This is a genomic window from Occultella glacieicola, from assembly GCF_004353825.1.
In the GTDB taxonomy this organism is placed as follows: domain Bacteria; phylum Actinomycetota; class Actinomycetes; order Actinomycetales; family Beutenbergiaceae; genus Occultella; species Occultella glacieicola.
This window is the reverse complement of record NZ_SMNA01000001.1, coordinates 397480-409531: the sequence shown is the minus strand read 5'-3', so window position 1 is coordinate 409531 and position 12052 is coordinate 397480. Positions and strand designations below refer to the sequence as shown.

11 protein-coding genes are annotated in these 12052 nt (G+C 70.6%); 10 read left to right on the top strand and 1 reads right to left on the bottom strand.

Features of this window, described 5'->3' with window-relative positions; translation table 11 throughout:
- Positions 1–57 precede the first annotated feature (57 nt).
- Positions 58–1041, top strand: a complete 984-nt coding sequence (locus EXU48_RS01840) for an acetylxylan esterase (RefSeq protein WP_133105861.1) — start codon at positions 58–60, stop codon at positions 1039–1041.
- A gap of 189 nt (positions 1042–1230) precedes the next feature.
- Positions 1231–2127, top strand: coding sequence for a hypothetical protein (locus tag EXU48_RS01835; RefSeq protein WP_133105860.1), 897 nt, complete (start codon positions 1231–1233; stop codon positions 2125–2127).
- Between the two features lie 42 nt (positions 2128–2169).
- Here EXU48_RS01835 and EXU48_RS01830 read toward each other — a convergent pair whose 3' ends face one another.
- Positions 2170–4194, bottom strand: coding sequence for a cytochrome c oxidase assembly protein (locus tag EXU48_RS01830; RefSeq protein WP_235856781.1), 2025 nt, complete (start codon positions 4192–4194; stop codon positions 2170–2172).
- 162 nt (positions 4195–4356) lie between these two features.
- Between EXU48_RS01830 and EXU48_RS01825 the strand changes: the two genes are divergently transcribed.
- The 8 genes from EXU48_RS01825 to EXU48_RS01785 all read left to right on the top strand — a co-directional run bounded on the left by EXU48_RS01825 (position 4357) and on the right by EXU48_RS01785 (position 11981).
- Positions 4357–5379 (top strand): AAA family ATPase, encoded by a 1023-nt coding sequence (locus tag EXU48_RS01825; RefSeq protein ID WP_133105859.1) that lies wholly within the window; start codon positions 4357–4359, stop codon positions 5377–5379.
- A 79-nt stretch (positions 5380–5458) separates the two neighbouring features.
- Positions 5459–6349: a DUF58 domain-containing protein gene (locus tag EXU48_RS01820; protein ID WP_235856780.1), complete on the top strand. Its 891-nt coding sequence runs from the start codon at positions 5459–5461 to the stop codon at positions 6347–6349.
- The gene (locus tag EXU48_RS01815; protein WP_133105857.1) at positions 6336–6863 is read left to right on the top strand and encodes a DUF4381 family protein; all 528 of its coding nucleotides are present in this window, start codon (positions 6336–6338) and stop codon (positions 6861–6863) included. Before EXU48_RS01820 ends, EXU48_RS01815 begins: the two co-directional genes overlap by 14 nt.
- A complete protein-coding gene (locus tag EXU48_RS01810) occupies positions 6857–7897 on the top strand; it encodes a vWA domain-containing protein (RefSeq protein ID WP_133105856.1) in 1041 nt (346 codons plus the stop codon). The genes EXU48_RS01815 and EXU48_RS01810 overlap by 7 nt, the downstream gene beginning before the upstream one ends.
- On the top strand, positions 7894–8979 hold the full coding sequence (locus tag EXU48_RS01805; RefSeq protein ID WP_133105855.1) for a vWA domain-containing protein: 1086 nt from the start codon (positions 7894–7896) through the stop codon (positions 8977–8979). The genes EXU48_RS01810 and EXU48_RS01805 overlap by 4 nt, the downstream gene beginning before the upstream one ends.
- Positions 8976–9920 (top strand): hypothetical protein, encoded by a 945-nt coding sequence (locus tag EXU48_RS01800; protein WP_133105854.1) that lies wholly within the window; start codon positions 8976–8978, stop codon positions 9918–9920. Before EXU48_RS01805 ends, EXU48_RS01800 begins: the two co-directional genes overlap by 4 nt.
- A gap of 82 nt (positions 9921–10002) precedes the next feature.
- Positions 10003–10233, top strand: a complete 231-nt coding sequence (locus EXU48_RS01795; protein ID WP_328591615.1) for a hypothetical protein — start codon at positions 10003–10005, stop codon at positions 10231–10233.
- Positions 10234–11531: 1298 nt separating this feature from the next.
- Positions 11532–11981: a hypothetical protein gene (locus EXU48_RS01785; RefSeq protein ID WP_133105853.1), complete on the top strand. Its 450-nt coding sequence runs from the start codon at positions 11532–11534 to the stop codon at positions 11979–11981.
- Positions 11982–12052: the final 71 nt, after the last annotated feature.

Genomic DNA, 12052 nt, shown 5'->3' with positions numbered 1-12052 from the left:
TTCGAGGGTCGCCCTCGGCGGCGACGGCACCGGTGCGGGCATCGATAACGTTGCGGCGTGACCACGACGAGCCGGCGCCCCCCGTTCGAGGAGTGGTTCGGCACCGACACCGCCGACGCCACCTACGGCCACGACCTGCCGGACCTGCTCGCCGTCGAGCCGGTGCCGGCACCACCGGGCTTCGACGCATTCTGGCGGGATCTCGCGGCACGGGCCCGGGAGGTCGACCCGTCGCCGGTGCTCACCCCGATCGGGCGCACGGGCGTCCACGAGCTGCACGCCGTGCGGTTCCGGACCACCGACGGTCTGACGCTCGGCGGATGGCTCGCGCTGCCGGTGGCCGGGTCGCCGGAGCTCGGGCTCGTGGTCAGCCACGGGTACGGCGGGCGGATGGCCCCGGATCTGGCCGGGGTCCCGGCGGACGCCGCCGCCCTCTTCCCGGTCGCCCGCGGGCTGCCGGCCGCGAGCCTGATCGACGGCGTCCCTGCGGTCGGCGCGGAGCACGTGCTGGTGGGCATCGGCTCGGTGGCGACGTACATCCTCGGTGGGTGCGCCGCCGACCTCTGGTGCGCCGCGACCGCCCTGACCCGGCTCGCCGGGGACCTGCCGCTGTACTTCCACGGCGCGAGCTTCGGCGGCGGGCAGGGCGCCCTTGCGCTGCCCTGGGACGACCGCTTCTTCGGCGCCACGCTGGTGGTGCCGAGCTTCGGCCAGCACGACCTGCGGCTGCGGATGCCGTGCACCGGCAGCGGGGAGTCGGTGCGCCACCACGTCGCCGCGCACCCCGAGGCCCGTGAGGTACTGCGGTTCTTCGACGCCTCGACCTCGGCCACCCGGATCACCGTCCCGACCCGGGTGGAGGCCGCACTCTGGGATCCCGCCGTGCCGCCGCCGGGCCAGTTCGCCGTCCACAACGGCCTCGCCGGGCCGAAGGAACTGTACGTGCGCTCCGCCGGCCACACCGAGTACCCGGGTCAGGACCGGGAGGACGCGGAGTGCGTCGCCGGCACCCTCGCCCACATCGCGACCCATCGCCGCTGATCGCGCTGCCATCACCGAGTGACCGAGTGTGCCCTTGACGTCCCTACGGGTCCCGCGCACCGGAGAGGAGGTCTCGGCACTCCACGTCGAGACGCAGGTTCTGGCAGACTGGCGCGGTCGCCCGCCAGTGCCGGCAGGGAGCCGACGTCAAGGGGGCCGCTCGTGCATCGCACTCGGATCATCGTCGCAGTGAGCACGCTCGTCCTGACTCTGTCAGCGTGTGCCACGGCAGCCGCGGACGACCCGGCGGACACCACACCGCCGGCGGCCACCGCCACGAACGCCACGCCCGAGACGCCGGACTGCGCCGAGGCCGCAGCGGACCTCGTGGCGTACGAGCCGGGCTCGAGCTACGTCACCGTGTGGGGCTCCACCCCGGAGGACCCTGCCGACCTGGAGCCCGAGATCCTGGCACACCCTGCAACGGTCGTCGTCGACACGGTCACGATGACGATCGTCGACAGCATCGACCGGGACGCGAACGGTGTCGCGTACACGACCGAAACACCGCCGTGCCCCGTCCCGGTGAACCCGTCCTGGCCGGCGGAGTCCGCGCTGGTGCTCGACGCCTACACCTTCGAGATTCTCGAGACGTTCCCGTCCCTGAACACCCCCGAGGACGAGGACGTCGCCACCACCACGTCGTTGACGAGTGACGCGCTGACCACCGGAACGCTGCTCGAGGGCGCCGCCGCGGAGCCGTACGCGACCCTCGTGGCCGACGATCTCGGCGCCGAGCTCGGGCTCGAGTTCGCGGCGGCGGTCCGCGTCATGGACACCGTGGTCGGCGGCGCCTACGAGTCACCCAGCGGCGTCGGGTTCACATTCCGCACGAACCGGGGCATCGACATCACACCTGGTCAGCCGGCGGGCAGCCCGACGACGTCGCTCGAGGTCCCGGGCGCCGAGGGCCGCACGTACTCCGGCCCCGAGTGGGGTCTCACCGCCGAGGCGTGGACCACCGACCGCAGTTGCGTGGTGGCCGTACTCGCCTATCCGGTCACCACGGATGTCCCGGACTGGCCGCCCGGGTACGGCGAGTACCTCTCCACCATCGTGCTGCCCCGGCTGCTCGCCACCTGCTGACCGCTGGCAGGGTCGCGACCCGCCTCGGTCAAGGAGTGGCGGTCAGCCGTCCTTGGACATCCGCTCGAGCATCGCGTTGTAGGCCTTGAGCTCGGCGTCGTCGTCGCGTTCGGCGGCCCGGTCGAGGCGCTTGGCGGTGCGGGCGTCGTCCTTGGACCAGGCCACGGCCAGGCTCACCGCGAGGATCAGGCTCGGCACCTCGCCGATGCCCCAGGTGATCTCACCGCCGGTCTCCTGGTCCGCGAGCGCGTCCACGCCCCAGGGCAGCCCGAGCGCCCCGAAGTAGTCCGGGGCGAGCAGGGTGGTCATCGAGATCAGCGCGATGCCGAAGAACGCGTGGAACGCCATGGTCCCGAACAGCAGCAGCAGCCGCAGCGGGTAACTCGGCCGGGCCGGACCGGGGTCGATCCCGATCAGGACGTTCACGAACATGTACCCGGCCAGGCTGAAGTGCACCACCATGCCGATGTGCCCCAGGTGGGTGGTCAGGGCGAACTCGAACAGCGGCGTGAAGTAGAACACGATCATCGAGCCGACGAAGTTCAGCGCGGCCACCAGCGGGTTCCCGAAGAACCGCGCCGCCCGGGAGTGCACCAGGGCCAGCAGCCACTCGCGCGGCCCGCGGGACCCGTCGCGCCGGGCGGGCAGCGCCCGCAGCGCGAGCGTCACCGGGGCGGCCAGGACGAACAGGATCGGGATGACCATGACCGTGCTCATGTGCTGGAGCATGTGCGCGCTGAACATGATCCGGCCGTAGACGGCCGGGCCGCCGCAGGTCACCCAGGCGAAGGCGGCGACGGCGACGAGCCAGACCACCGTACGGGCCACCGGCCAGGCATCCCCCCGGCGGCGCAACCGCCACACCCAGCGCAGGTACTGCACGGCCAGGACCAGGCTGATCGTCCCGAACAGCAGGTCGGGGACCCACTCGGTGAACCAGCGGGCCAGGGTCGGCTCCGGCGGCACCGGGTACTGGGACAGCACCTCGGCCGGGCTCAGCCCCTCGACCGGTTCCTGCGCCACCGGCGGGCCGGTGGCGGCGAGCGCCACCGCGAGCCCGGTGGCCGCGGCCATGACGAGTACCTCCACCCCGGCGAGCCGCCAGAACACGGCGCGAGTTCCGCCGTCGGCCGGCAGTTTCGGGATGGTGCGCTCACGGTGCACGTACCCGAACACCCCGAGCAGCAGGAACGCGGCGATCTTCGCGAGCAGGATCAGCCCGTAGTCGGTGAGGAAGGCGGACAGCGTACCGAGCCGGATCCACGCGTTCGCGAGCCCGGACAGGCCCACCCCGAGGAACGCCCAGATCGCGACCGTGGAGTACCGCCCGACGGCGGCCCGCAGGTCCCGGCCCAGCCGCGGCGCGACCACGCACAGCACCACCAGCCCGCCCATCCAGATGCAGACCGAGGCCAGGTGGCCGAACAGGCCGGACATGCCGAGCTCGTGGTTCGCGGCGCCGGCCGCGTGCCCGGTGGTCGCGATCGGGATCAGGACCGAGAAGCTCAGCACGGCGGCCAGCATCGCGGTGCCGTAACCGGCGACGGCGACGCACGCCACGGAGGCGAGGGCGGCGACGATCGCGGTCACCAGGGCGGCTCGGCCGGTGGAGATCTCGGTGAGGTAGAAGGCGAGCTCGTCGCCGAAACCCGCACCGCCGAGCGGGCGGCCCGCGACCGAGGCGTAGCCGACGACCATGTCCACGACCAGCAGCAGCGCCCAGGCCGGCCCGGACCAGCCGACCACGCGGGCCGCGAGGGTCCAGGCGGCACCATCGGCCCTGTCGGCCCTGCCGGGCCGGGACCGGCCGCCGGCCCGGTCGCCCGCGCGCGGCCCCGTCGGGCGGGGCAGCACGAACAGCAGCAGCACGAGAGAGCCGAGGGTCACCGCCGCGGCCGCTTCGCTGAGCACCGTGACGACCGGAAGCCCCCACCGGACCAGTGCCCCGGAGTCGGCGACGAGCGTCGGCGCGGCCGCCCCGGAGAACGCGAGGCCGAGGACGCAGGCGAGCACCGCCGTCGGCAGGGCGGCGACCACCCAGCGCAGTGGGGCGGGGATCACGGGCACGACCTCGAGCCTAATCGGGGCCGGGAGCGGTTCGGACGCGGCCGCGTTCGCGGCCCTGCACCCGCCCCCGATGGGCAGGGCTGCCCGTCGTCGCCCAGGGAACTCCAAGGATCGGCTGGCATAATCGCGGATGCATCCGCCGCCGTCCTCGAGTGGGAGACCATGTCCAACCCAGCCCCGTCGCACCTCGCGCCATCGGCCTCACCCATCTCCTACGACGACTCCCGGCGCGCCACCGCGCTGCTCGGCCAGATCTCGCGGGTGTTCGATCAGCGCATCGTCGGGCAGGCCCCCCTGCGCACCGCACTGGTCTCCTCGCTGCTCGCCGGCGGGCACGTGCTCCTCGAGTCGGTGCCCGGTCTGGCCAAGACGACGGCCGCGCAGACCCTGGCCTCCGCCGTCGGCGGCTCGTTCCACCGGATCCAGTGCACGCCGGACCTGATGCCGAACGACATCATTGGCACCCAGATCTACAACTACGCCACCGGGGAGTTCGCCACCCAGCTCGGCCCGGTGCACGCGAACCTGGTGCTCCTCGACGAGATCAACCGGTCCTCGGCCAAGACCCAGTCGGCGATGCTCGAGGCGATGCAGGAGAAGCAGACCTCGATCGGTGGCGAGGTCTTCAAGCTGCCGAGGCCGTTCATGGTGCTGGCCACCCAGAACCCCATCGAGGAGGAAGGCACCTACGTGCTGCCCGAGGCCCAGATGGACCGGTTCCTGATGAAGGAGGTGCTCACCTACCCGGCGCCGGACGAGGAGGTGGACATCCTCGAGCGGATCAACTCCGGGTCGATGACCGCCCCGCTCACGGCGCAGCCGATCTCCCTGCCGGACCTGGAGTTCCTGCAGTCGCTGGTGGAGAAGGTCTACGTGGACACCGCGATCAAGCAGTACATCGTGGCCATCATCAACACCACCCGCGGCGGAGGTCCCCGCCCGCTGCCGAACCTGAACCAGCACGTGCGGGTCGGCGCGAGCCCGCGTGGTGGCATCGCCCTGATGCGGATCGCCCAGGCACTGGCCGTTCAGGCCGGCCGTTCCTACGTGGTCCCGGACGACGTCAAGGCCCTGCGCCACTCGATCCTGCGGCACCGCATCGTGCGCACCTACGACGCCCTCGCGAACAACGTGGCCCCCGAGTCGCTCATCGACGCCGTGTACGCGGCGGTGCCGAGCCCCTGACCGGGCCACGACCACCCGCCACGCGCTACCGACAGCACTGACGGCGACCACTCTCCCCATCGGCAAGGAGCCCCACCCCGTGGCACAGTCCCGATCGCGCCTGGCGAAGGTCCGAGCACGGCTCGACCTTCCCACGGTCCGGCGCGCCGCGGGCCTGCTCGAGGGGCGGCACCGGTCGATCTACTCCGGGCACGGCCAGGACTTCGACGAGATGGCCCTGTACCAGTTCGGCGACGACGTCGGCGACATCGACTGGAAGTCCAGCGCCTCCTCCGGCCACCCGGTGATCCGCCGGTTCGTCCGCGACTCCAACGTGGCCATGGTGCTGGCCCTGGACACCGGCCGGAACATGGCCGCCACTGCCCCGGACGGGTCCATGAAGTCCGACATCGCCCTGTTCGCGGCCGAGGTGATCTGCTACCTCGCCCGCGCCCGTGGGGACCTGGTGGCCCTCGTGGCCGGCGACGAGGACCGGATCGTGCAGATCCCGGCTCGCGGCGGCACCGAGCACATGGAGATGCTGCTGCGCCGGTCCGAGTCGATGCTCGACCTGGAGGCGCCGCCGAGCGACCTGAACCGGGTGTTCGACCGGATCCTGACCTGGTTCACGCGCCGGTCCCTGGTGGTCCTGATCACCGACGAGGCCCGTCCCCGGCCCGAGCACGAACTCGGCCTGAAGCGGCTGCGGACCCGCCACGAGGTGATGGTCATCCAGATCGGGGACGTGCTGCCCACCGCGTTCTCCGACCGGGTCATCGACGACGTCGACACCCACCTCGAGATACCCGAGTACCTGCGCTCGCGCAAGGACCTCTCCGCCGAGGCGGCCGACGCCGCGCTGCGCCGCCGCCACGACGTCGCGGCCATGCTGCGCCGTCAGGGTGTCGAGGCCGTGACCGCCAACAGTGAGGACGAGCTGATCGACCGGATGTTCGACCTGTTGAGGAGGCAGCGCCGTGTTCGCCACTGACCCGACCGGCGCAGCTGCCGCGGTGGCACCCGCCGTAGCCCAGATCGGTGCGGCCCCGATCAACGAGCCGGTCGACCCCGCGTCGTTCTCGACGTGGGTGTGGATCGTCGGCGCGGCCCTGCTGATCCTGATCGCCGCCTGGTACTGGTGGGTCTTCTACTTCACCCGGGAACGGGCCGCGAAGGATGCCGACGGCGGCCGTCGGGATCGGTACTCCGGCCTGCGGCGGGAGACGCTCGACGAGGTGGACGCGGCAGAGGCGCGGTACCGGGAGGGCGAGTCCGACCTGCGCACCCTGCACCTGGACCTGAACCACATCCTCCGCGAGTTCGCGAACGGCCGGCTGCGGATGGACACCAGCTCGCTGACCGTGAACGAGATCGCCACCCTCGAGGGCACCGGCCGGCTCACCACGCTGCTCGAGGACTACCAGGAGCCGGCGTTCGCCTCCGACTCCGACGCCGAGGCCCTCAGCGCCACGGAGAGCGCGCGGGGGGTGGTCCGGGAATGGTGACCGAGACCTTCCTGCACCCGTGGGCGATCGCCGCGGTCATCGCCGTCGCCGTGGCCGCGCTCGTGGCCGGCTGGTTCGCGCGGGCCGCGAAACGGGAGCGCACCTCGGTCACCTGGGTGGCGAACGCGTCCTACCTGACGACGCTGCCCTCGTTCCGGTCCCGGATGAGCAAGTACCGGGTGCTGCTCACTGGCCTCGCCGTGGTCCTGGTCGGTGCCGTGGTCGCGACCGGGTTCCTCGCGGCGCGGCCCGTCGACAAGGTGACCCGCTCCGACGAGCTGGCCACCCGGGACATCGTGCTGTGCCTGGACGTGTCCGGCTCGATGATCGAGTACGACACCCAGGTGGTGGAGAAGTTCCTCGAGCTGCTGCCGAGCTTCAACGGCGAGCGGATCGCCCTCTCGATCTGGAACTCCACCTCCCGGACCGTGTTCCCACTGACCGACGACTACGACCTGGTCGAGGAGGAGCTGCGCTACGCCGCGGATGCCCTCGACTTCGACCTGGACTCCCTCGACGACCTGTCCTTCGACCCGGCCGCCTACGACCGGCTGCTGGACTTCGTGCTCGGCACCACCGGCCTCGGGGACAGCTCCTCCTCGCTCGTCGGGGACGGGCTGGCCACCTGCGCCCTGTCCTTCGACCTGACCGACACCGAGAGATCCCGATCGATCATCCTGGCCACGGACAACGAGGTGTTCGGCAACGAGATCTACACGCTTCCCGAGGCGGGTGAGCTCGTAGACGAACGGGGCATCACGCTGCACGGCTTCTACGCCGGCGAGGTCACCGCGACGTCCGCGGCGCAGGAGAAGGAGTACCGCGACGTCGTCGAGCTGTACGGCGGCCTGTTCTACGCCAGCGACGACCCCGGCGCCGTGGACGGCATCATCGACAACATCACCTCCCAACAGGCGGCCGAGCTCGACGCCAACCCCGAGGTGGTGATCACCGACCGGCCGGAGGAGTACTTCCCCTGGTTGATGGCGCTTCTCGGGATCTACCTCCTCGCGGTCTGGAGGTTGCGCACATGATCCTGCGCATGCTGCTGCCGCTCTGGCTGCTCCTCATCGTGTTCGTGCCCCTGATCGCCCTGGCCGTGTGGCGCATCAAGGCCTCCCGTGGCGAACGTCGCCGCGACTGGGCGCGCCGGACCGGGATCATCGTCGCCGCCCTGGTGATCGGGCTCTGCCCGGCCGTGCCGCGCACGGACAGCGAGCTGCTCACCACGAACGCCGAGCTGTTCTTCGTGGTCGACCGCACCGGGTCGATGGCGGCGGAGGACTACGACGACGGCCGGGCCCGTCTCGAGGGGGTGCAGGCGGACATGGAGGCGTTGACCAACGCCATGCCGGGCGCCCGGTACACGATCATCTCCTTCGACTCCCAGGCCACCCGCCAGCTGCCGATGACCACCGACGCGCGCGCCGTGCGCTCCTGGGCGGACACGGTCACCCAGGAGATCACCGCCTACTCGGCGGGCTCCTCCATCGACCGGCCCCTGCAGGCGCTGACCGACTCGGTGAACTCCGCGATCGAGCGCAACCCGGAGAACGTGCGGCTGGTGTTCTTCCTCTCCGACGGCGAGAACACCGACGGCTCCGACTCCACCGCCGGCAGTGCCTTCGAGTCCTTCGAGCAGCTCGGTCCGCTGTTCGACGGTGGCGCGGTGATGGGCTACGGCACCACCGAGGGCGGCATGATGCGCTCCTACGACGGCACCTCGGACACCGGCTTCGGCACCGACGCCCCGTACATCACCGGGCCGGACGGACAACCGGGCATCTCGCACTACGACGAGGACAACCTGCGCACGCTCGCCGGCCAGCTCGGCGTGGAGTTCACCCACCGGATCACCCCCGATGACGTGACCTTCCTGGTCGAGGGCATCGACGTCGAGAACATCGCCGCGGACGGGCGCCGCGACAACACCACCTACCGGGACGTGTACTGGCCGGCCGCCGTCATCCTGGCGTTGCTGCTGGCCTGGGAGGCGTGGGACCTGACCCGCGAGGTACCGAAGACCCGCCGCAAGAACGAGGTCGAGACGAGGGACCGCCGTCGGGAGAACTCCCGCCGTGAACCCGAGCCGGCCGGAAGGGGAAACCCGCGATGAGCCTCGACATCCTGCCGCCGCCCGGGGAGTTCCAGACCACCGAGGAGATCCGGGACAAGCGGTTCGCGGACAAGCTGGCCAAGCGCCGTCGCGCGCTGCTGCTGTGGTCGCTTCCGGTCGTCGTGATCGCGTTCCTGGCCGCGCTCAAGCTGCTCAGCGCCGTCGCCATCAACACCGCCGGGCAGAGCGCCTACGACAACGCCAACCACAACACCTCCGCCGAGCGGTTCGGTGCGCTCGAGTTCTTCAACGTGATCGAGCCGTGGAAGCCCTTCTTCAACCAGGGCACCGCCATCTACGCGGGCGGCGACTTCTTCGCCGCGACCCAGGAGTTCGGGGTCGCGCTGGAGATGGTGCCGAAGGCGCCGGACGGTGAGCCCCGCGGCGAGGACGAGTGCATGGTCCGGACGAACTACTCCCTCGCCGTCGAGGGGCTCGGCGACGAGGCCCGCCTCGCGGGCGACTTCGCGCAGTCCACGTCCCGGTACACCGAGGCCCAGGAGATCCTGGCCGACTGCGGCGAGTCCGGGGGCAACGGCGGCGAGCAGGCCCAGCAGGCCGAGGAGCGCCAGCAGGAGAGCCAGGAACAGTCCGAAGAGCAGCAACAGCAGCAGGAGCAACAGGGCGAGGAGCCCTCCGGTGAACCCAGCGAGACCGGGACCGGCGAACCGAGCGAATCCGGGTCCGAGTCGGGCGAGCCGAGCCAGTCGGGGTCCGAGTCCGGCGAGCCGAGCGAGTCGGGATCCGAGTCGGGCTCCGGCGAACCCAGCGAGTCCGGCTCCGAGTCCGGCTCCGGCGAACCCAGCGAATCCGGCTCCGGGGGCGAGTCGGTCGACCCGCGCCAGGAGGAGCTACAGAGCCGGAACGAGGAGGCTCAGCAGTCCCGTGACGCGGAGGAGCAAGCCTCCGGCGGTGGGGACGGCTCCGGCCAGAACTGGTAGCGACGTGCCGAACCCGCCCAGGGTGGTGTGCCTGTGTGGCTCGCTGCGCTTCGAGCACCTCTTCCGTTCGGAGCGGCGACGATTGACGGCCACCGGCGTGATCGTGCTCGGCCCCGAGCCGATCGGTGAGGACCCGACGCCCGCCCTGCGCCACGCTTTGGGCGAGCTGCATCTGCGGCGGATCGACCTGGCGGACGAGGTCCGCGTGGTGAGCGAGGGCGGCTACGTCGGCGACGCGACCCGCCGCGAGATCGACTACGCGCGGGCGCAGGGCAAGGCCATCAGTTCCGTGGAGCCGACGCTCGACCTGTGATCGCCCGGCGCGCGGCCTCGCCCAGCGGTCCGGTCGCGGGTTCCACCAGCGTCGCTCGCCCATCGGTACCCTCGATCCGTGACGGCGACCACTGCCTACTCGGCGCGCGCCGATGAGTACACGGCCCTCCTCGGTTCGATGTCGGCGGTGCACCCCTCGGATCGGCAGGTGATCGACTCGTGGGCCGAGGGCATGAGCGGGAGAGTGCTGGACGCCGGCTGCGGCCCAGGGCACTGGACGAACCACCTGGCGGGACTCGGGCTGAACGTGCGCGGCATCGACTCCTGCCGTCGTTCATCGGCCACGCCCGCTCGGCCTACCCCGGCATCCCCTTCGACCGGCAAAGGATGGACCACATCGACGAACCCGACGACGCTCTCGACGGCATCCTCTAACGGTTCTCGACGATCCACCATGGGCCGTGCGCTGCGACCAGCCGATCGCCGAGTTCGCACGCACCCTGCGGCCCCGCGAGCAGCTTCGAGCTGGGCTGCTTCGACGGTGCGTCGATCGAACCGTTCAATCACGCCGTTCCGCGCGCCTCTCGATGGCTCGCGAAGGAACTGCGTCGGGTGCTCGAGGTAGCGGGTTTCGATGTGCATCGAGGGCGGTGCGCGGCGAGCGGCCGGTGGGCACGATCGCCTGTGAGCGGCACTCCGATGCCACCTGGTGGACCGAGACCGCGCCCTGAAACGTGGGCGTCCCGTAGCGGGAATCGATGCGTTTCCTGGAGCCGGCTCGGATGAGCCGCATTGCCGGTGTCGATAGGTCACCTTGGGTCAGTCAATTGGCAGCGCACGGGACGGTACGCGCTGCTAGTTTGCGACGAGGGGGAGGAAACGGGGTAGGGGATGCAACATCGAGCCATCGAAACGCTCGCGCTCTCTGAACATCAAGGGCCAGCGGGGTACATAGTCGGGCTGTACCGAAAGCAGCCCCCAAGTGATCCGGTCTACGACTCTGGGTACGACGTTTGGGCATTCGAGTTGATCAACGCGGTCGATGTGCGCGAGGTATTGGCGTGGGTCGCAGCGGAGGCCGGGCGCCGAGGAGCAGAAGCATGGTCGCTGGCCGTGCGAAGCGACAGCCGCGAACTGCCTGTCCACCTCGCCGGGACGATCCCGATCGAACCTCCGTGATCGAAGACGATCGCTGCATCAATGAAGGAATGGGGAGATTCAATGCATGGAAGAGTACGACGCCGAGGCGTCGGGGCGGTCCTCGGCGCACTCTTGGCCTTGACGATCGGGTTCATGTCAGCAGCGCCAGCGGAGGCTGCGACCGGTCCCGGAGGAGCAGTGATCACGTGTCACCTATCGGTCAACGACCCGCACAACTCGAGCCACGTCGGCGGCACGATCAATGTCGCGGTCAAGGTCAACTGCACCGCTGCAGTGCCGTCGATCAGCATCAGGGCTCAGCTCAGGGATCTGACCAACGGTCGCTCGGCCACGTCAGTCTGGACGAGCGGCTGGAACACGAACTACCACGCCAACACCGCGGCGCTGATCTGCAAGGCCGGAACCTACCAGGGCGCCGGCTACGCTTCGGTCATCTTTCCTGTGGGCTTCAACCCGTCAACCGGCTTGATGGAGGGAGCTGGGCGCACTCGGGCACTCCTGTGCAACGGCGCCACCGTTGCCCCTATGGCGGGGTCCGGTGTCGAGGTGATTCTGGAAGCGACATATGATCCCGCGCTAGACGTACCCGGCGGACAGCCCCAGGAGGTCATAGTGCCCCTGGGCTAGGAGGGCCGCTGGCTGGCGGCGCCAGAGCGCTACGTCACTCCCACCACCGATCGGGGAGGGGCCGGGTCGCC

Bases quoted from the DNA above. Each gene is read 5' to 3' on its own strand.
- EXU48_RS01805 (WP_133105855.1), top strand. From the start codon at position 7,894: ATGATCCTGCGCATGCTGCTGCCGCTCTGGCTGCTCCTCATCGTGTTC.
- EXU48_RS01825 (WP_133105859.1), top strand. From the start codon at position 4,357: ATGTCCAACCCAGCCCCGTCGCACCTCGCGCCATCGGCCTCACCCATC.
- EXU48_RS01800 (WP_133105854.1), top strand. From the start codon at position 8,976: ATGAGCCTCGACATCCTGCCGCCGCCCGGGGAGTTCCAGACCACCGAG.
- EXU48_RS01810 (WP_133105856.1), top strand. From the start codon at position 6,857: ATGGTGACCGAGACCTTCCTGCACCCGTGGGCGATCGCCGCGGTCATC.